Source organism: Mesorhizobium sp. WSM4822 (genome assembly GCF_055811155.1).
Genome location: NZ_JBVVQM010000001.1, coordinates 142,007 through 159,169, shown reverse-complemented (window position 1 = coordinate 159,169; position 17,163 = coordinate 142,007). Strand labels below are relative to the sequence as shown.

General features: G+C 61.6%; 23 protein-coding genes. 2 read left to right on the top strand and 21 right to left on the bottom strand.

The features are described 5' to 3' along the window. Positions 1 to 5: 5 nt before the first annotated feature. The 4 genes from AC0L3E_RS00965 to AC0L3E_RS00950 all read right to left on the bottom strand — a co-directional run bounded on the left by AC0L3E_RS00965 (position 6) and on the right by AC0L3E_RS00950 (position 2,207). Complete coding sequence (locus tag AC0L3E_RS00965; protein ID WP_473603979.1) at positions 6 to 218, bottom strand: DUF768 domain-containing protein; 213 nt, start codon at positions 216 to 218, stop codon at positions 6 to 8. A 15-nt stretch (positions 219 to 233) separates the two neighbouring features. Further along, the gene (locus AC0L3E_RS00960) at positions 234 to 980 is read right to left on the bottom strand and encodes an SOS response-associated peptidase (protein ID WP_473603978.1); all 747 of its coding nucleotides are present in this window, start codon (positions 978 to 980) and stop codon (positions 234 to 236) included. A gap of 96 nt (positions 981 to 1,076) precedes the next feature. Further along, positions 1,077 to 1,295 (bottom strand): hypothetical protein, encoded by a 219-nt coding sequence (locus tag AC0L3E_RS00955; RefSeq protein ID WP_473603977.1) that lies wholly within the window; start codon positions 1,293 to 1,295, stop codon positions 1,077 to 1,079. 24 nt (positions 1,296 to 1,319) lie between these two features. Next, on the bottom strand, positions 1,320 to 2,207 hold the full coding sequence (locus tag AC0L3E_RS00950; RefSeq protein ID WP_473603976.1) for an ATP-dependent DNA ligase: 888 nt from the start codon (positions 2,205 to 2,207) through the stop codon (positions 1,320 to 1,322). Positions 2,208 to 2,292: 85 nt separating this feature from the next. On the opposite strand from AC0L3E_RS00950, the gene AC0L3E_RS00945 reads away from it, so the two are divergent. Continuing rightward, the gene (locus AC0L3E_RS00945; protein ID WP_473603974.1) at positions 2,293 to 2,502 is read left to right on the top strand and encodes a hypothetical protein; all 210 of its coding nucleotides are present in this window, start codon (positions 2,293 to 2,295) and stop codon (positions 2,500 to 2,502) included. A gap of 392 nt (positions 2,503 to 2,894) precedes the next feature. Here AC0L3E_RS00945 and AC0L3E_RS00940 read toward each other — a convergent pair whose 3' ends face one another. The 3 genes from AC0L3E_RS00940 to AC0L3E_RS00930 form a co-directional block, all read right to left on the bottom strand. Continuing rightward, positions 2,895 to 3,092, bottom strand: a complete 198-nt coding sequence (locus AC0L3E_RS00940) for a hypothetical protein (protein WP_473603973.1) — start codon at positions 3,090 to 3,092, stop codon at positions 2,895 to 2,897. 111 nt (positions 3,093 to 3,203) lie between these two features. After that, entirely contained in the window at positions 3,204 to 3,392 is a 189-nt protein-coding gene (locus AC0L3E_RS00935) for a hypothetical protein (RefSeq protein ID WP_473603972.1), read from the bottom strand. A 541-nt stretch (positions 3,393 to 3,933) separates the two neighbouring features. Then, positions 3,934 to 4,158, bottom strand: a complete 225-nt coding sequence (locus AC0L3E_RS00930; protein WP_473603971.1) for a hypothetical protein — start codon at positions 4,156 to 4,158, stop codon at positions 3,934 to 3,936. 261 nt (positions 4,159 to 4,419) lie between these two features. Between AC0L3E_RS00930 and AC0L3E_RS00925 the strand changes: the two genes are divergently transcribed. Continuing rightward, entirely contained in the window at positions 4,420 to 5,991 is a 1,572-nt protein-coding gene (locus tag AC0L3E_RS00925) for an ATP-binding protein (protein WP_473603970.1), read from the top strand. A gap of 606 nt (positions 5,992 to 6,597) precedes the next feature. On the opposite strand, the gene AC0L3E_RS00920 is transcribed toward AC0L3E_RS00925, so the two are convergent. The 14 genes from AC0L3E_RS00920 to AC0L3E_RS00855 all read right to left on the bottom strand — a co-directional run bounded on the left by AC0L3E_RS00920 (position 6,598) and on the right by AC0L3E_RS00855 (position 17,138). Beyond that, positions 6,598 to 6,954 (bottom strand): DUF1515 family protein, encoded by a 357-nt coding sequence (locus tag AC0L3E_RS00920; RefSeq protein WP_473603969.1) that lies wholly within the window; start codon positions 6,952 to 6,954, stop codon positions 6,598 to 6,600. Continuing rightward, complete coding sequence (locus AC0L3E_RS00915; RefSeq protein WP_473603968.1) at positions 6,951 to 7,106, bottom strand: hypothetical protein; 156 nt, start codon at positions 7,104 to 7,106, stop codon at positions 6,951 to 6,953. Before AC0L3E_RS00915 ends, AC0L3E_RS00920 begins: the two co-directional genes overlap by 4 nt. 37 nt (positions 7,107 to 7,143) lie before the next feature. Beyond that, positions 7,144 to 7,620, bottom strand: coding sequence for a hypothetical protein (locus tag AC0L3E_RS00910; RefSeq protein ID WP_473603967.1), 477 nt, complete (start codon positions 7,618 to 7,620; stop codon positions 7,144 to 7,146). Continuing rightward, complete coding sequence (locus AC0L3E_RS00905) at positions 7,617 to 7,958, bottom strand: hypothetical protein (protein ID WP_473603966.1); 342 nt, start codon at positions 7,956 to 7,958, stop codon at positions 7,617 to 7,619. The genes AC0L3E_RS00910 and AC0L3E_RS00905 overlap by 4 nt, the downstream gene beginning before the upstream one ends. 124 nt (positions 7,959 to 8,082) lie before the next feature. Further along, the gene (locus AC0L3E_RS00900; protein ID WP_473603965.1) at positions 8,083 to 8,856 is read right to left on the bottom strand and encodes a lysozyme; all 774 of its coding nucleotides are present in this window, start codon (positions 8,854 to 8,856) and stop codon (positions 8,083 to 8,085) included. 74 nt (positions 8,857 to 8,930) lie between these two features. Beyond that, a complete protein-coding gene (locus AC0L3E_RS00895) occupies positions 8,931 to 9,350 on the bottom strand; it encodes a hypothetical protein (RefSeq protein ID WP_473603964.1) in 420 nt (139 codons plus the stop codon). After that, on the bottom strand, positions 9,350 to 11,077 hold the full coding sequence (locus AC0L3E_RS00890; protein ID WP_473603963.1) for a hypothetical protein: 1,728 nt from the start codon (positions 11,075 to 11,077) through the stop codon (positions 9,350 to 9,352). The genes AC0L3E_RS00895 and AC0L3E_RS00890 overlap by 1 nt, the downstream gene beginning before the upstream one ends. 47 nt (positions 11,078 to 11,124) lie before the next feature. Further along, a complete protein-coding gene (locus AC0L3E_RS00885) occupies positions 11,125 to 11,577 on the bottom strand; it encodes a hypothetical protein (RefSeq protein WP_473603962.1) in 453 nt (150 codons plus the stop codon). A gap of 9 nt (positions 11,578 to 11,586) precedes the next feature. After that, positions 11,587 to 13,062, bottom strand: coding sequence for a hypothetical protein (locus AC0L3E_RS00880; protein WP_473603961.1), 1,476 nt, complete (start codon positions 13,060 to 13,062; stop codon positions 11,587 to 11,589). 10 nt (positions 13,063 to 13,072) lie between these two features. Further along, entirely contained in the window at positions 13,073 to 13,822 is a 750-nt protein-coding gene (locus AC0L3E_RS00875) for a DUF2612 domain-containing protein (RefSeq protein WP_473603960.1), read from the bottom strand. Positions 13,823 to 13,824: 2 nt separating this feature from the next. Then, on the bottom strand, positions 13,825 to 15,261 hold the full coding sequence (locus AC0L3E_RS00870; protein ID WP_473603959.1) for a baseplate J/gp47 family protein: 1,437 nt from the start codon (positions 15,259 to 15,261) through the stop codon (positions 13,825 to 13,827). A 4-nt stretch (positions 15,262 to 15,265) separates the two neighbouring features. Next, entirely contained in the window at positions 15,266 to 15,616 is a 351-nt protein-coding gene (locus AC0L3E_RS00865) for a contractile injection system sheath initiator (RefSeq protein ID WP_473603958.1), read from the bottom strand. Next, complete coding sequence (locus tag AC0L3E_RS00860) at positions 15,616 to 16,278, bottom strand: hypothetical protein (RefSeq protein ID WP_473603957.1); 663 nt, start codon at positions 16,276 to 16,278, stop codon at positions 15,616 to 15,618. Before AC0L3E_RS00860 ends, AC0L3E_RS00865 begins: the two co-directional genes overlap by 1 nt. Continuing rightward, a complete protein-coding gene (locus AC0L3E_RS00855; protein ID WP_473603955.1) occupies positions 16,275 to 17,138 on the bottom strand; it encodes a baseplate hub protein in 864 nt (287 codons plus the stop codon). Before AC0L3E_RS00855 ends, AC0L3E_RS00860 begins: the two co-directional genes overlap by 4 nt. Between the last annotated feature and the right edge of the window lie 25 nt (positions 17,139 to 17,163).

The window sequence follows — 17,163 nt, the reverse complement described above, 5'->3', positions numbered from 1 at the left end:
GCCCGTCAGTCTACCAAGCCTGCATCCTGGTATCGACGCGCATCATCGATCGCCTCGGAGGCGCTGCCTGTGTCTTCCTCGATTTCCGATCTGCTAAAGCCTAGCGTTTTGGCATCGGCAAAGAGCATTTCAGTCAGCTCTGCAACCGAAGTGTCGTCGGTCTCGTGGATGTTGTTTGCAATCCATTTGAAGAGGAAATTCGTTCCGCGTGAACTCATGAGGCCAGCCCTCGGTCAGACGTCGAAGAGGTCGTTGGGGCCGTGCCCCTTTTCGTTAATGATGTCCGGTTTCCCAATTTCGTCGATGATGTCAGGCGTGTTGTTTCGCGGGCTTCCTACACGACTACCGATAGGCCACATCTTCATGAGTTCCGACGGAAAGGGCTTCATCAAGTCTCGAGGATCTGGGTCCGGACCAAGCCAGCGCATGTAATCACTAGGTGCCAGGATCACCGGCATCCTGTCATGGATGGTTGCCATCAAGTCGTTCGGCTCGCAGGTGGCGATAGCGAAGGTACGGATCAGTTCACCGGTCCCCTGGTCGGCATATTCTTCCCATATGCCGGCCATGGCGAAGGGCTCGTCATCCTTCATCGCAATTGCATAGGGCTGCTTCTTCTTGCCCGAGGCGTCCAGCTTCTGCCACTCGAAATAGCCGTCGACCGGCACCAGGCATCGCCGTGCGGCATAGGCGTTGCGGAACATGCCATTGGTCGCGATCGTCTCGCAGCGTGCGTTGACGGGCGGCGGGCGGCCGCCCCCATCGCGAGCCCAGCCGGGAACCAGCCCCCATTTGGCAGAGACGAAGCCAGCCATGGAGGTTGAGAGCTCTTCGCGGATGATGATCGGATAGCTCAGGCTCGGCGCACCGTTCCAGATCGGGAAGCCATTACCCATGCGTTCGACGTCCCCGGGATGGGCGAACTCGAATCGCCCCACCATGTCAGGGATTGTCGACTTTACGAAAACGCGTCCGCACATAAGCTCGCTCGCACCTATCACGTTGAGGAAGATCAAAATGGGAACGGAATGCGAACGAGTCAAGCATTGTTGATATTAGCGCAGGCGTTGTTCGCGTCAGGGCGTTCCGCCTTCGCGATGGTCGATGGCCTCGGCAATGACCTCGAAGACGCTGGGTACTTCCTCGCTGATCTCGGTCGTGGCGATGCCGGCCTTGTCGGCCGCTTTCATGGCTTTGTCCGCAAGGTCGCTGATGACGATCGGATCATCGGTCGCGGTTTCGGGCAGCTGCTCTGCCATCCATTTGTCGAGAAAATTGATGCCGCGTGTGCTCATGAGGCAAGAATCCCCTCGAAACACTTAGGTTCCGTCGTCCCGCAAATCCTGCACCGAAGCATGGCGCAGCTTAGCCTCGCCGCGCAGATATCGCACTCTGGCTGTCATGCCAGGACCGACCCATTCGACGCCGTCGTCTGCCACCGCAGTCGGCAAGCCGGCCGGCTGCTCGGCGCGCTTGCGCTCGAGGCGCCTGAATAACCGTTCCTTGATGGAACGGTTTATCGCGATGACAGCCGTACCGACGTATTTGCCGTCCCGCGCCATGATGCCCTGTGTTTGCTTCCCGGGCTCGCGTTTGATGCCCAGCAGGTCGAAGTCGCCGAGCTCCCAGCACTTGGTCTTGACCCAGATGTCGGACGGCCCGCTGCGGTAGGGGCTGCCCTGGCGCTTTGAGACGATGCCCTCAAGGCCCATTCTCTCAGCCGCTTCGTAGAACTCGGCGCCACCGCCCAGGACGTGCTGGCTGTATTGGATGATGCCCTTGGCCGGCTTCACCAAATCCCACAAAATCTCTTTGCGCTCGATCGCTGGCCGCTGGCGCAGATCCTCACCGTCCAGATACAGGATGTCGAAAGCGACGAAAGCCAGCAGCTCGGCGTTCCAGACCATGCGGGAGTGCATGGCGTGGAAGTTCGGCCGCCCATCCGGTTCCGGCGCGATCACCTCACCGTCGATGATAAATGATTCCGCCTTCAGCTGCTCGGCCGCGGTGACGATCGGCCAATAGCGCTTCGACCAACCATGGGCGTTCTTGGTGAAGGCACGCACCCCGGCCCAGTCACGTATAAGCTGGGTGCGGAAGCCATCGTATTTGATCTCGTGGAACCAGTCGTCGCTGACCGGCGGCTCAAGAACCAGCACGGGCTCAAGCGGTTTGATGAACTTCAGCCGATCTTCGGCGTTACCCATACTCGACACCCCGCAACGCGAATTCAAGTCGGCAGGCAGACTAAGGTTCCGGGTATTTTAGACGAATTGTATGATGGAGTCGTTCATGCCGAAGCTGTCGGACATTCCCCACCCTACGGGCCGCCTCTTCCAGGTAGACGGCAAGATGGTGACCGAGGAGCCGGTGACGGAGATCTGTCCGGTCTGCGGCCAGGCCATCGACATGCACGATCTCGGGCAGCTCCTGTGGCACGCTGAGCCCGAACATGAGCCGATCAACTTCGACCAACAGGACTCAGGGGCGGATGCCCCTTGAAATAGATAAACTTGGAGGCGATCATATATCTGACAAACCCGGTTAGGAGATAACCAGATCGCCGTGCTACATGGGGGATGACATTTCCCACCGACGCCTTCAAGGAGATCGAACTAGCGCGGGCGCTTCGCGCAGCCCTTGCTCACCAGCGGGCGCTAATGGGTGCTTTGCTTGACGAACTTGCCCGCGTTCGAATGGAAATCAGAGACGCCTCAGCCATGCGCTATCATGTGCGGGCGGACTTTCTCAACAGCCTCGCCTCACGCACTAGGGACGCCCAATTGTTCCCTAGGAACACTATCAGTTCGCGGGCTTGATCTTCGGTAATCCCGGCCTCTTTGACCAAGCGTTCAACGAACGCCGCCTCTGGACCGATTACCGGCGTCTTTGGCTCATTCATGATGGATTCCACATGACGTTGGCCAAAAACCATGGAAGCCGCCGAACGTTCCGCTCCACAGGTTCACGGTCTGAAAGCGTACCGTGCCGGGCGCTACCCAGCCGTAGAGGAAATGGCCGGTGCGGGTGATGCTTGGGTTGGAAGCGTTGGGCCGCGCACCGGCCATCGCGGGATAGCTCTTAAGGATCATCCCCCGCGCTGCCTAGGCTATAGGCATATTAGCGATTGCTCAATTGAGACTGAAGTCCCTATACCCAACCGTAGGGGAATGGCTTGGGCTGTCTTCGGAATGGCCGGCAACCTAGTGGTGAGCGTATTTGAGGAAGACCACGGCGACCACGCAAACAGCGATGAACCCGAACAGGCTGAGGCGTTTTAGCCGGTCTTCTTGCCCTGACTGTTGCCATACCGCCTTGTAGTCCCGGCCCGGGTCAAGGAATGCGTCCTTGACCCGCTCTACCAGGTTGGGCTTACGAGTAGGTTCGTTCACGGCACTACTCCCTGTGCGGCGTCACCTTGCCCCGCTACCCAGCCGTAGGGGAATGGCTAGACCGTATGGTCCTGTGACAGGCTGGTACCTCTGAGGGTAACTAAGCGGCGATGGGGGGCTAGGTTTTGTTGAGAGACGCTAGCGCAAGTCGAATAACGGAGACCACCAAGCTTACGGCAAGGATGAGAGCTACGAGAATTGCTACCTGCCAATACCAAGCATAGGGGGCACGTATGGCGACAAAGATAGCTACACCACCTAGCGCCGTCTCGATCAACCATTTCATCTATTCTTCCTTCCGTTCCCCGAGAATGCGGCCTTTGCCGGTTGGAGTCTAGACGGCGCTACCCAGCCGTAGGGGAATTAGCCCTGTGGAAACCGGGTACCGCGACTTTGGAGGGTCAAGCAGGCCAAGATTGCAGCCAAGGCCGAAGCTGCTGCTACGAAGGCGGCAGCCAAGGCGGCGGCGAAGGCCGCGCCTGTTGTATAGAGATGAGCGACGTTGAAGCCGCGGGCGCCGGGCATAAAGGCTTAGGGAGGTTCAATCATCCTGTGCCGGGGTCAACTCAAGCTCGGCAGGTGGGATGCCTTTTTGCAGCTGGCTAAGCCGCAGTTCATCGACCCAATAGGCCTCACCGTCGATTAACACCCGGGCCTCGTAGGACCCACCTGAGAAGCGCTGCGCCGTGATGTAGACCTTATGACGATCGAGCGCTTTGCGAACTGCGGCTCGCTTTGAATTCTGCCTGGTGACGGAATTGGCCATTAATTGCTACACGAAACTCTACACTGCGGCATGGCCCGCGCCCGGACGCGGCCCTCCCAAGGCACCAAGATTAGCAGCCGTGAAGGGCAGAACGCGGCGGCCGCGATTCAATTAGCTAAAGCTGTAATGGTTCCAGAACCGGAAATTTTGCCGCTGCCCGACTCGTTAGTTTCTCTCGTCCACTGAAAAAGCCGATCCGAGGCTACCGCCGGGGTACGCTTCATGTAGGGTGTCGAGCTACACTCGACATACGAGATATAGATGAGACAGCCACTCCAGCTCGACCTACCCTTTGATGCTCTGTTCCTTCCCGGCGAAAACCCCGCGTTGTGGTCGCCTAGGGAAATTTGGGTAAAGCTCAATCAGCGGATGATGGAGGCGTTCGCCGAGGACCGTCGTATCGATTACAAAAACGGCACCACGGTCGGTGTCGATGACCTGGCGACATTTATCAGCATGTTTTCAAATGTTCCAGAAGGCGGAGTGATCGTCTTTGGCGCCAATAGCAAGGGCATTGCACATGGCTGCAGCAAGCTAACGACTTCTCAAATTAACGGAATCGAACAATGCCACCTGCAACGGTGCCCACAGGCGAAGCCTGAGTTCAAGCGCATACCCGTGATTGTGGCCGGAAAAACCGACTACTGCATCGCTATTTACGTGCCGTACATGTCCAAATTAATCGAAACCAACAAAAGCGAAGCCTTCACTCGGTATGGCGACAGCAAGCATAGAATGTCGGACGAAGAGAAGCGAGATTTCCGCTCGACACGGCAGGAGCTTTCCTTTGAAATGGATCTCGCATCCTACGCTTTCCCTGACGAATTTGACCTTAGAATTATTCAGGACTTCTGCGACTCATTCCGCACAAAAGAGGGGCATCCGGGCTGGAGCAATAGCGAAGTCCTGATTGATCGCCACCTTTTGCGATATGATGCTGATCTTTTGAAACCGACAAATGCGTTGGTTCTTTTGGCGGCAAAGGATCCACGGAAAACTATTCCGGGTTGCCGGGTAAGGGTCCAGCGCTTTGCCACCCGGCAAGAGGGTACAGGGTCGACTTATAGCCCGGTCAGGGATAGGTTCGTCGAAGGAAATGTCGTGAGGATAATTGAAGGCGTTTCAGAAGCAGTCGCCGAGGTTAACTACAATGTGACGTGGCTTAATTCCGAGGGCAAATTTGTCACGACGACTGAATACCCTCGGTGGGCCTGGTTCGAGGCGCTGGTCAATGCTTGCGTTCACCGCTCTTACAGTTTCAGCGGGTCCGAAATCACAATCAAATTTTTTCCAGACAGACTAGAAATCGAAAGTCCCGGTGGTTTTGTTCCTCCCGTGAATGAGACAACGATCTATCACACCCGTGCGGCTAGAAATCATCACTTCATGGACGCGATGCGAGTGCTCGGATACGTTCAAATGGCGCGCGAGGGGACACGGCGCATTCGAGAGAGCATGAAAGAGTGGGGGCTCCCGGATCCAATATTTAAGCAAGAAGCTGTCCATGGGGTGCTTGTCAAAGTCACGCTCATGAACGACCACGAGACTCGAAAGCGCGCGACCGACGCAGACGTAGCCAGCCACTTTGGGGTTGCGGTCTGGAGATTGTTGCAAGAGCACGAGATTAAGATTGCTGCGTACGCATTTCGGAACGGCCAAATACAGGTGTCCGAGGCGCAGCGACTGACTGGGCGGACATGGGCCACCAGTAAAAAAGACCTTGAACGGCTCGTCCGCTCTGGCCTACTCGTTTTCGTCCCCGGCGAGTATACCCGCGACCCGAAGGCTCACTATATCCTTAAGCCGAAGTCGGCAGATGAAGTCACGTCATAGTTGAACGCAAGGGCTGCTGTCGGGGTGACGGCGGCTCACGTATATCAGCTGGAAGCAAAAAAGGTCCCCACCGGCCGAAGCCGATGGGGAGACTGGAAATGATGGGTAGATGAGCCCGCTAGGCGGCAGGGGGTGTCGCGGCGGGCGCTGGCGTGGAAGCGGTGAGCTGGGCGGCGGCCGTCTGGAGCGCCGTGGTGTTGTTGGTCAGCGCAGCGGTAGCGGCATCCACGGTCCTTAACTGCCCTGCAATAGCTACGTGCTAGCGGTGCTTGATGCACCCCGATCTGAAAGCACATTTATCGCCTGTGGTTTTGCTAAGCTACGCAATTGCGATCGGGTCGCTGCTACTGCGTCTTGTGTACGCCAAAAGTGTTTTTGTGGGGCTATTCCTCCTGAGCTTATTGCTCGCGACATGGGGCACATGGATATGCTTCCAAGGCTGGCAACGAGCAACTTCAGTCGGCCAAAAACGCGGGGTCGTGATGCTGCTCTTCGTCTTTCTGGGGCTTGGCGCATGGGGTGGATACCTTTCGCTGAGCGCCATCCTCAGATGAGACCGCCGCGCGTCCGAGGCACGTCTCTCGGGCCTTCACGATGAGGTGAATCTCAGGCGGTGCGCAGCACCTTCAAGATCGCGTCCCACCAGTAGACGATGAAGCCGACGGCGGCCCCGCCGAGCGCGGTGCCGGCTATACCTGCTACGAATAGCGCTCCGACGCCTCGCTGCTTCCATTCCTTCACCTCGTCGGTAATTTCCTTGCTGTCGGCGACGTCAGCCTTCATCGTCTCGACGCTCGTTTTGATATCGCCGAAATCATGCACCAGGTCGTCGACCCGCTTGTGGATAGAGGCTCGATGTTCATCAGCTCGCCTAGTGCTGTCGGTGAAGTCGCGGCGCAGCGCTGCCACCTCAGCGCGGAGGCTGCCGATTGCCTCCGAAATCTCATCCAGCTTTGAAGTCATTTCACCAGGGCCTTGATGGTGAGAGCCTTGGCGTGGTCGAGGCGCTTGCAGTCGCCGAGCGCTGCCCGATCCTTCGCCCAAAGCAGGATTGCCTGGTCGTATGGGATGAAGGTGTGGGGAACGTCGACGACGCCATGGCATTCCTGTGTCACGCTTGGGTCGACGTGGATCGCCGGCTTCGGCGCCAGGCTATCGACCGATAGCGTCGAGCCGTGCTGACACCCCTGGAGAGATGCCATCAGGCTTACAGCCAGAAGGATTTTTCGGATCGGGCGGTGCATTGTCTTCGTCCTTCTGGGCGCGCACCAGCTCGGCAATGCGGCCGGCGTCGCTATGCTGTTTGTCGATGTAGGCTTGTGCCGCAGCGTCGATGTCCTGCTGCTTCGTCTTGGTGTCGGCCGCCTGAGCGATGGCGGCGAGCTTGATCTTCTCCTCCCAGAGCGCGGCGTCGGCTTTCTCGCCGGCGAGATACTGTCGCTCGACGCGGCCGTCGGCGACGCTGGCCAACTCCGGACCGAGATAGGGAATGTCGCGCAGCGGGCCGAGCGGCACGCCCTCGTAGAAGAAGATGACCCCGCCGGCGACGACGACGGGTAGGCCGAAGCGCGACAGCGCAAAGGCCAGGAACGGGCCGACATAGGGGATGGCGTACAGGGCGCCGATCATTGGTCAGCAAGCCCCGCGAGCACCGTCTCCCACGCGTCAGCCGTCAGCCGCAAGGTCGCTGCCTTGCCCTCGAACGTTTGAGTGCACGGCGCTGGAGAATCGACCATCGGCCCTTTGTCGGGTGCCATGTTGCAGTAATTGTTGCAGGTATGGTCGCCGGGCGTGCACCGGCCCGGCTTGCCCTTGTCGGCAGCGAAGCCGCAGATATAGGCACCGTCGCGCGTCTCAGGGTTGCTCCTGACGTAGAGGACGACGGAGCCGTCATCGTCCCTGCTGACGTTCACGAACCCGGGATAGATAGGCTCCAGGGTGGTGTAGGCCGTGATGAGCTTTGGCATTTCAGATCCTTCAAAGATGGTTGCGGTCACACCGCCAGCAGCATCCAGACGACGCCGCCGATAATGCCGCCGCCGACCACGACGCCGGCGGCTACGGCCGAGGCTTCGAACAGCCAGGCGCGCATCAGTGGGCTCCAATCATGCAAAGGCCCTTCTCACGCACGCGCCGCTCGAACAGCGCGCGCAGCACCCTATGACCGGCCCTGTCGAACCAGGTCAGCGCATTGCAGCCGCCGACGATATCGCCGCCATTGAGGCGGCGCGTGGCGGTGCTCTTGCCGATCCCGGCCGGGCCAACGTTGAAGGCGGCCGACGTGTAGGCAGCGTCACGCGTCGGCGGGAGCCGGTCGTTGATCGTTACCGGCGTGAAATACCGATGCAGTCCGGACCGGTGCTCGGCCACCTCGACCTTGAGAAGGTCGGTGCACTGCGCGTCGGTCATCACCATGTTGGCCTGCACGCCGCGCGTCGAGCCGAAGCAGATCGTCCAGATGCCCACCGCGTCGCGATAGGCACGGTTGCGCTTGCCCTCTTCCTTGGCGATGAACGGCACGGCGATCGCAAGCGTCTGCGCCTCGGTCGCCGGGCCATCAGTTTCGGTCGCGGCCGATGCGCTGGAAGGCCAAGCGAGCAGAAGCGCCAGCGCAAAGACGATGAGAGCCACCGCGGCGATGCGGACCCATTCCTTCCAGGGGGAAAGCCCTTGCTGGAAAATGCGGCCGATGATGCCGGCCAGCAGAAGGCCGACGGCGAGCCACCATGCGATGTTCGGATCATAGTCTTCGCCGGTCCAGCCATACCAAAGCTCCGGCAGGATGAGCACGGCGAGGCCGAAGACCTGCATCCAGAAGCTCAGAGACAACAGCACCACGCGGCGCACGTCGGGGACGAGACGCATAACAGTTCCTTTCCGCCCTTGAGGGCAGGTTTTTCAGGGGATTTCGGACCCACGCAGGGTGGGTAGGCTCACGGTCAAAGCAGCGCGGCGGCCGTGAAGAATGCGTCGACCTGAGCGGATGTGTAGCCAAGCGCTGTGAACCCGGCTGCCATCATCGGCTCACTGCGCAGGAAGCTTCCGCTGTATTCGAAGGAATCTTGGACCTCGACGGGCTGTGCAGCGATCCAACCATTCACTTGGTCGCGCAGCCCAGCGATGCCAAGCTGCACATGGAACTGCCTGGCCGACACGCTGTCCGGGACGACTGGCACAACTACGGGCGCGACATACGGAGCAACATTCCCTGCCGCGACCGCTGCCGCATAGAGCGCCGGCCCGTAGTCGGTGGCGTCGCTCGGCGATGCTGTAAACGGTATCCAGCCGAAGTCCGGCGTCTCGATCTCCATGTCGATCGTGCCGGAAACATTGTATGCGGGGTTACGGAATTGGAGCATCACGATATCCTCAAAAAGAGCGACGTGCGGCGGCGGAGAGTGCCCGCGACATAATTGACCTGGCCCATGGCTCGCCAAGAGCCGGCCAGAACGGCGCCGCCCTTTATGAGGGGGGAGGAGCCGGCGCCATACGGGGTGTCGTCACCAGGATCGGTGATGGCGCCGCTGTTATCGAGGACACCCGCAGGCTGGATCGTCGACCCGGCGTACACGGTGCCTGCCACGACGCCGGTGTTGAGAGTGTACCCAAACGCATAAGTTCCGACCGCCCCATAAGCCAAGGCCGCGTTGCCCGAGCCGAAGTTCGGAGCCGCAGCGGCTACCGCCGCCGTAACGAAAGCCGTGGTGGCGACGGACGTGTCGTTGTCGCCGGCAGCCTGGGTCGGAGCCGTGGGTGTGCCGGTCAGCGCCGGGCTCGCCAGCGTCTTGTTGGAAAGCGTCTGAGCCGTGGTCTTGTCGACGGTGATCGCGGGGTCGATCGAGAACTGCGTGCCCACGAGGGCAAGGCCATTGCCGGCTGTGTACGAACCGAGGCCCGCAGTCTGGGCAAAGGTGATGGGATCGGTGCCGATGACCGGGTGCTCGGTGGCGTTTTGCACAAAGGTCGAAGTGCCGAACGTTGCTCCACCCGTCACGAAGGTCTGGTCGCCAAGGTCGATATCGGCGGTGAGATTGTAATAGGTCGCACGCGTCAGGACAAAGGGCGCGCCGGCGCTGCCGGTCGCCGTAACCGCGTAGATACCATTCTGGAAAGTCGACGCCTGGTTCTTGACCAGGATGATATCGTTGACGTTCGCGGCCGCGCCATCCACCGTCAAAGCGCCGTTCGCAGACGCCGTAAGCGTGGCACCGACGCCGGATGCGCCGTTCGCATAGGTGACAGTCGCAAGCGCGGCGGTCGTGGCTAGTCTGCAAGCCGGCAGCGTCGTGGTGGCGTAGATCGCAGCTTGGACATAGGCAGTCGTCGCCAGCTTTGTCGAGTTGTCGCCAGGCGTCTGCGTGACAGCGGTCGAGGCGGCAGCCAGAGTAACGGTCGGGTTTGTCGCAAAGACGAGCGGTCCGCTTCCGGTCTCGTCGACCATGGTGGCTGCGAGTTGCGCACTCGTGCCTCCCGCCAGGAAAGCCGCCATGTTGACGGCCAAGCCCGAGATGTCGCCGATCGCCGGCTGCGCGAAAGTCGGATTGCCGCTCGTGTCGACGCCCGTGCCAAAATTATGGGTCGGCGCATGAGCCGAAAACACGCCGCCCAGGGCAATGGCTTGAGGCCTGGGAAGATCAGCTCCCACCATCAACCGGAACGTCGGGGCTCCGGTCCCGGCTCCGGGGGTGGCGAGCAGAAGATTGGCGTTTTGCGATCCAAGCGAGATGCCGCTGTCAGCCAGGCCGGTTCCGGTCGTGGTCGAGAAAACGGCTATGTCGCCCACGACCGAGGTGGGAGGCCCACCCACATCGCCGACACCGAACGGGCCGACCGTCGCGCCGCCGATCTGATAGAATAGGCCGTCGATCGTCGCCCAATACATGCCGTCGGTGGGATTTTCAGGAGCGACGCCGGGCAGAATCGAAAAGCCGGCGCTGTTCGAGTTCGAGGGGGCCGTGACCAGCGGGCCAAGCATAATGTCGCCGGCCCGGTTTACCGGGGTGTAGCCGAGCACGTTCTGCTTGCTGCCGAACAACTGGTTCCACTGGCCGGGCGTCAGCACCACGCCATAGCTAAACGTCACCATGAGAACCTATCCGATTTTTGTGTTGGCAGATGCAAGGGCCCGAAGGCTCACGAGAGAGCGACGAGTTCGGCAAAGCCGGGAGGCGCCGAAGGCCACTGGAACTTGGTGTGGTCGGTGACCGTCATCGCCGCCTGCGCGGCGGCATCGAGCACCGCCTGTTCCCAATGTTGCGCGGTGTCGAGGATGGCGAGATCAGCCGTTTGGCTGGCCGACAAGGAACCTTGCCGCTCGAGTCGGTCGAGCAGCGTGTAATACGATGCCAGCGAGGCGCGCTTTCGATCGTATCGCGCCTCGATTTCGGCGTGGGCCAAGGCCATCCATTGTGCCGGCGTCATCACTGCCAGAGCCGACGGCGCAAAGGCTGCGCCGTCGAATGTGTCGCCGATGTTCGCCGTAGCGGAGACAATGGCAGATTCGTCGTCGGCGACCCAATCGGGTTCCTGGATTGTAACGTCAACGACGGTGCGACGGTCGTCGCTCAGATGTGCAACTCGGATCATTTTGATACCTCAATCGAATTCAAAGACGACGATGACACCGTTGCCGCCAGCCCCGCCGGCACCGCCGCCGTCGCCGCCGCCGCCGCCGCCGCCGAGGGAGCCGGGACCGCCGGGTATTTGGATGCCGGTCGAAGGAGTTGCGCCGCCGTAGCCGCCGCCGCCCCAGAACGAGCCACCGCCGGCACCGCCATCGTGGCCCGAGCCAGGCGAGCCGCCGCCGCCCGGGATCAAGAGGGTTCCAGCGGTTGCCGTTCCCACCGACTGACCGCCTGCTCCGTTTGAGTTCGTGCCGCTGGAAGAACCGCCGGCGCCGCCGGTCGCAACGGCCAGAGCGCCGAAAGAAGTTGTACCTCCGGAACCACCGATGAGATCAGAACCAGATGATGGATTGGGGACACCGCCAGCGGCGATGGTAACGACCTGCGTGGACACCAGCCCGAAATAGAGCGCCGTTCCTCCCGCGCTTCCGCCACCGCCAGTGAAGCCACCCGCAGTGGCATTGCCGCCACCTGCGCCGCCGCCGCCCGTGGCAAAGACGAGCATGTTCTTTGCACCGGCCGTTGGTGTGTAGGTTCCGGTCGCCTGGAAGATACGCACCCCGGTCAGCGACGCCGGCATCGCGGCGGCCAACTGTGCAATCGTAACCTCGCGGGGCAAACCATCCGAGACGACCTGCAGAGCGAGGCTGTCGGCCAGGGAGAGCACGCCGGTCGGTGCCGGCAGGCTGGTGATGCTGAGCGAGAGCACCTGCTGATCGGTCGCGGAAAGACCGGCATTGGGGGCCACCGTGACGGCCGGGTTGAGCAGCCTAAACGCCGGTGTCGCGGCGTTGTATTCGAGGATGCCGGTACCGCTTGCCGGCCACTGCTTGGCCGTCAGCGCGGTCCCGTCCATGTTGAGGATGGGATGGCTGCCGAGCGTCTCGATGTTGCCCGTCATGGCGCCGTTGTTGTCAGCCGCCATCTTCTGGATGAAGAAAATCTGGCCATCGGCGTAGGCGCTCGGCGCGGGCAGGACATTGGCGGTGACAACGTTCGCTGAGCCAGTGTCGGCCCCGACCATGATGGAGGAAGCCTGGACTCCAATATTGATCCAGTGCGCGCCGCCGGTATCCGGGTCCGATGTGTTGTCGTCGACCGTGCTCAGCCAGACGACGCCGGCCGTCGCGCCGACCAGCAGCGCACCGTAGGGATAGCCGCCGATCGCGGTCGAGAAGGCCGCGTCATAAGGGACAAGACCGCCCGCGTTCTGCCACTGCGACCATTGCGTGATTTGCCGGAGGATACCGTTCATGTCCTGGCCGAACGGAGGAATGCCGCCCGATCCGACAGGGAGGAAGTTGAGCGGGGGGAAGCCGTCCGTCAGGGAAGCCGCGCCACCCGTGATGCCAATCTGGGAGCCGAGCGGGATGGCGCGAATGTAGCTCGGGCTTGCCGACGATCCCCAAGCAACGGCGAACTTCGACGGCAGGGCAGAAATTTTCATGAGGGGATCCTTAGATGATGACGACGCTGGCTTTGACGCCGGTCGGCTTCGGCAAAACGCCGGAATTCTGCACGATCGCGAGTTCGACCGGGGTGAGCTGGAAAGCGAAGGTGTAAGTCATCGTCATCGTCTCGATGTTCGAGCCCGCGTAGAACGATGCCTGGTTGAAGCCGACGGACGTCAGCGATTCCGCAAAGCCGAACCACGTCCCCGGATCGTTGCCTTCCGTGACGTAGGCGTTGCCCCGGTTGGGAAAGAGACCGAGAAGGATCTGATTGATCGCAGGGATCGATCCGTTGGTGATGTTGGCGGCCGCCTTGGCGAAGATCAGCAGGCGGTACGCCTCATCCGAGAGCGCGAAATTCGCTGTCAGCGGTGCGCCGGTATAGAACGCACCCTGCCCGAAGGGGTCAGCGCCCGGGCTCGCACCCTCGAAGCCAAACCAGTCGCCGGCCGTGACCTGGAGCACGCGATTGACGCCGACAATGCGCCCCCAAACGTCGAGCCCGTAGCCCTGCGCTGTATCGACATTCCAGATGTAGTCGAAGAACGCATCGAAGTTGGCGGTCTGGTCGAGATAGGTGAAGAGGTTCCCGATCAGCGCCGTCAGCGCAGGCGAATTCGCATACTGGCTGATGACCGTTTGCCAGACGTCGAACGGCGGGTAATCACCGACCGGGCTTATGCCGATCGCAAATTGACCAAAGCCGTTTGGTATCCCGGCCGGTGGCCTGGGATAGGGAGGTCCAGTGTCTGCCATGATCAGCTCAGGGTTACGATGATGTCGTTGGCCGAGATGGTCGGCACCTGGTTGATGTCGACGCTGACATCGAAGCGATTAGGCTCGGCCGCCTTCATGCTCTCGCTCGTCACGCTCATGCTGTTGGAGACCGTGTACGTGCCCGTGCCACCGGTTCCAGAGCCCAGCGCCGTAATCGTGGTGCCCACGCTCAGCGCGCCGGTCGCGTCGGAAATGACCTGGCCGACGGCCAGCGTTCCAGACGCCACGGCGGACACTGTCAGCGTCGTCCCGGCGACCGCGCCCGTGAAGACGGCGGCCGCATCATTGATCGAGCCGATCTCGATCGAGATGATCTGCACCCAGGAACCAAGGGCGGCCACCGGAGCGTAGAACCGGCTGGCGAAAAGCTGGGTGCCGATCTTGGCGCGCGGCCCTCCATCGCCGCCAGCGAAGGCGCCAATGATGGCATTCTGGATTTGGGTCTGAGCGTCCGCCGGGACCAGGTGCGAATTCACGATGTTGACCGCAAACAGGATGGCCAGCGGAGCGGGGATTTCGAAGCTCACCCGGTAGGCAGGGTATGGCGGGACATAGCCGGGGCTCTGGTCATAGACCGTGACCGACGTGTTGCCATTGTAGGCGCAGCCTGGCGCTTTGCGCGTCCAGATCGCCCGCGCGATATCGTCGGCATCGCCGCCGACCACGGCGACATAGAGTGAGTTGGCGTAGAGGTCGACGCCGCCAATGGTCTGGACCGAGTTGGTGTCGTTCTCGGTCACATAGGCGTCGATGACGTTGGTGACTTCGAGCACCGCGCCCAGGACAGAAGGCAGCGACCCTTGAGAATTCAACGCGACCGAGGCAGCGCGGCGCGCCTCGAAAGCCGCCCGGCCCTCGACGTTGTTGCCCAGCACGCCGTCATCCGGGTTGTTGATGGAATCCCATCCGGGGATCGCCCGGTAAATCTGGTTGAGGCTGTCGGCCGGGCAAGGGATCGGACCGACCACCATGCACTCGAACGGCAGGACAACGGTGCCGTCAGAGCCGATGACGCCGTCTTCCGTGCACAGATACTGGTTGCCGTCCTCGGCCAGAGCCAGCGCGCCGCTCGGGATGGCGACGCCCGGCAAGCCGTTGCAGAGCGCTTGCACGACGGTCGGCTGAGCAGGGTTGCGCTCGATGAAATAGATGCGCGCGATTCCATCCTGCATGCGGCCGGTGGCGAAGGCCGGGTCGACCTGGTTGGTGAATGCGAGAAAGGTCGCGTTCACCTCGTCGATCACCGCCGTCTCGCTCGAGGCCAGCTGCCCCTGCGGTGTGTCGAGCGCCGGGTTGAGCCCGCCGCCGAAGGCTTCGTTGATGTCTTCCGTGACGCCGGCGAGCACCGCCGCGGCTGACGGGATCAGGAAGCCCGTGTTCGTCCACTGCGGCGGCGGAACGTTGGTGGTTTCGACCATGTGATTAGAAGCCCGCTGCGCTGATGTTGCCGGCCGCGTCCTTCACCTGCACTTGGCCGGTAACGGTACGATCGGTCCAGGATTGGATGAAGGTCTGCGCCGAGACGACGCCGGGAACCGTGAGAGCGGCGCGATTGAAGTACGCCTTCATGAGCGAAAGCGCCGGCGCCTGCCCCAGGATCTGCTCGAAATAGGGGATGCCCTGTGTGGTGTCGTAGTAAAGCTCGCCTTGGAAGAGCCGGATCGCGCTCGCGGCGTCCTGCGCCAGCGAGTAGGACGCGTCCGCCACGGCGATGTTGCCAGAGGGATCGACAGTGAGGTCCCACGTGTCCGTGGTCAAAAGGAGCGTTTTCATCAGGTTCCGGGCTCCGGTGGCCCCGACGTCCCGCCGCCAGGCTCGACGCCGGTGTGGAGGTGATTGAGCAGGCTGATGTTCGCGCCGCCGGCCCCTGCGATGACGTCTCCCGTCACGCGCAGCACGGCCGTCGTGACGGTGATCGCGCCCGCCGCGAATTCGATGATCTGGCCGTTCTTGTCGAAGAACTTCATCCCGCCTTCGGTGAACTGGACAGCCTGGTCCTGGTTGGCGGGGTTGACGATCGCACCCATGTAGATGCCGTCGGACATGTTGCCCCGCCGGAAGCTGCCCGGGTTCGACTGCGCTCCCGCGTTGGCTTTCAGCGCCGAGATATCCCGGTCGGGAATGGCCATGTGGCCGATGTCGCCGACCTTGGGGTCGTTGATGATACCGTTGGTGCCGCCTTGGCTTCGCATCGTGGCGATGCCGTAGATGATGCCGTGGGGCGTCTGGTTGCCCTGCCCGTCGGTCTGATTGACCAGTGGCATGACGTCGATGGTGGGCGGTGCGCCGACGCCGCCGCCGTACACTGCCACGACCTTGACCGGTATGCCCGTGCGATGCTGGGCCAGCTCCTGGCGGATCAGGAAGCGCAGCCGTCCGATTTCGCTGGTGTCGTCCGATGTGGTCTGCTGACCATAATAGCCCTGCTCGCTCATGCCGGCGCCGAGGCATCGGTGGCGATGCATTCGAGCGTCATGAACCACTTCCCGTGCGGCATCATCGATTCCAACTGATACTCGAGGCGGTTGACCTTCCAGGTGCCGTTGGCGGGCGTCAGGTCGCTCTGGATTTGGACCTTGCCCTGATACTTCACGGCCGGGTTGTAGAGCGCCTTCACCAGGACGAAGGCTTGCTGGAAGAAGGGGTAGCCGACCATGCCGGTCTTGGCCGAGATCAGGATGGCGTCGCCATCCCGCGACTTGCCGGGAGGCGTGATCGCCATCGTGCCTCGGTCGAAGCCGACGTCGAAGCCGCCGTCGCGCGCAATCGCCAGCGCCTGCGTCCAAGCGGTGCCGGGATAGTAGGGGTTGGCGAACTTGACCTTGACGCCGGCGTCCTCGAACGCGAAGCCCATCTGCCCCGCCAGGCTTTTCATCATCTGCGAAGCGTCGCCCGAGCCCTTGATCGTCAAGGGCGGGATCGGCTTGGCGGCATGGAACACGCCGGGGAGCGAGCTGATCCGGAAGCACACGTCAGGCATTGCCTGCGCGTCGACATAGGCATAAACGATCGCCCCGGTCCAAACGACGTTCTGGCCGGTCTCATCGTCCCCGGCGAGCACCGAAATGCCGTTCTTGTACATCTGGAGATACTGTGAACCGACTGTGGATAGCTGGTTCATGACGGAGAGCGGCAGGCCCCAGATGGAAATTTCGGCTTGCCCCGAGCCCTGCCCCGCGTTGACGATGTTGCAGGCAACGCGCAGGCCGAACACTTCGGCGGTGTTGCCCCCGCCCTCAAACTGGCCGTTGGCCAGCTCGAACTCGACGGAAATTCGCTTTTGGCTGAACGCCATCCCGACCACCGCCTGTCAAAAAAAG

What these genes read in the sequence shown, in the direction of transcription:
- AC0L3E_RS00965 (WP_473603979.1), bottom strand. Translation starts at nt 218, where the DNA reads ATGAGTTCACGCGGAACGAATTTCCTCTTCAAATGGATTGCAAACAAC.
- AC0L3E_RS00960 (WP_473603978.1), bottom strand. Translation starts at nt 980, where the DNA reads ATGTGCGGACGCGTTTTCGTAAAGTCGACAATCCCTGACATGGTGGGG.
- AC0L3E_RS00955 (WP_473603977.1), bottom strand. Translation starts at nt 1,295, where the DNA reads ATGAGCACACGCGGCATCAATTTTCTCGACAAATGGATGGCAGAGCAG.
- AC0L3E_RS00950 (WP_473603976.1), bottom strand. Translation starts at nt 2,207, where the DNA reads ATGGGTAACGCCGAAGATCGGCTGAAGTTCATCAAACCGCTTGAGCCC.
- AC0L3E_RS00945 (WP_473603974.1), top strand. Translation starts at nt 2,293, where the DNA reads ATGCCGAAGCTGTCGGACATTCCCCACCCTACGGGCCGCCTCTTCCAG.
- AC0L3E_RS00940 (WP_473603973.1), bottom strand. Translation starts at nt 3,092, where the DNA reads ATGATCCTTAAGAGCTATCCCGCGATGGCCGGTGCGCGGCCCAACGCT.
- AC0L3E_RS00930 (WP_473603971.1), bottom strand. Translation starts at nt 4,158, where the DNA reads ATGGCCAATTCCGTCACCAGGCAGAATTCAAAGCGAGCCGCAGTTCGC.
- AC0L3E_RS00925 (WP_473603970.1), top strand. Translation starts at nt 4,420, where the DNA reads ATGAGACAGCCACTCCAGCTCGACCTACCCTTTGATGCTCTGTTCCTT.
- AC0L3E_RS00920 (WP_473603969.1), bottom strand. Translation starts at nt 6,954, where the DNA reads ATGACTTCAAAGCTGGATGAGATTTCGGAGGCAATCGGCAGCCTCCGC.
- AC0L3E_RS00910 (WP_473603967.1), bottom strand. Translation starts at nt 7,620, where the DNA reads ATGATCGGCGCCCTGTACGCCATCCCCTATGTCGGCCCGTTCCTGGCC.
- AC0L3E_RS00905 (WP_473603966.1), bottom strand. Translation starts at nt 7,958, where the DNA reads ATGCCAAAGCTCATCACGGCCTACACCACCCTGGAGCCTATCTATCCC.
- AC0L3E_RS00900 (WP_473603965.1), bottom strand. Translation starts at nt 8,856, where the DNA reads ATGCGTCTCGTCCCCGACGTGCGCCGCGTGGTGCTGTTGTCTCTGAGC.
- AC0L3E_RS00895 (WP_473603964.1), bottom strand. Translation starts at nt 9,350, where the DNA reads ATGCTCCAATTCCGTAACCCCGCATACAATGTTTCCGGCACGATCGAC.
- AC0L3E_RS00890 (WP_473603963.1), bottom strand. Translation starts at nt 11,077, where the DNA reads ATGGTGACGTTTAGCTATGGCGTGGTGCTGACGCCCGGCCAGTGGAAC.
- AC0L3E_RS00885 (WP_473603962.1), bottom strand. Translation starts at nt 11,577, where the DNA reads ATGATCCGAGTTGCACATCTGAGCGACGACCGTCGCACCGTCGTTGAC.
- AC0L3E_RS00880 (WP_473603961.1), bottom strand. Translation starts at nt 13,062, where the DNA reads ATGAAAATTTCTGCCCTGCCGTCGAAGTTCGCCGTTGCTTGGGGATCG.
- AC0L3E_RS00875 (WP_473603960.1), bottom strand. Translation starts at nt 13,822, where the DNA reads ATGGCAGACACTGGACCTCCCTATCCCAGGCCACCGGCCGGGATACCA.
- AC0L3E_RS00870 (WP_473603959.1), bottom strand. Translation starts at nt 15,261, where the DNA reads ATGGTCGAAACCACCAACGTTCCGCCGCCGCAGTGGACGAACACGGGC.
- AC0L3E_RS00865 (WP_473603958.1), bottom strand. Translation starts at nt 15,616, where the DNA reads ATGAAAACGCTCCTTTTGACCACGGACACGTGGGACCTCACTGTCGAT.
- AC0L3E_RS00860 (WP_473603957.1), bottom strand. Translation starts at nt 16,278, where the DNA reads ATGAGCGAGCAGGGCTATTATGGTCAGCAGACCACATCGGACGACACC.
- AC0L3E_RS00855 (WP_473603955.1), bottom strand. Translation starts at nt 17,138, where the DNA reads ATGGCGTTCAGCCAAAAGCGAATTTCCGTCGAGTTCGAGCTGGCCAAC.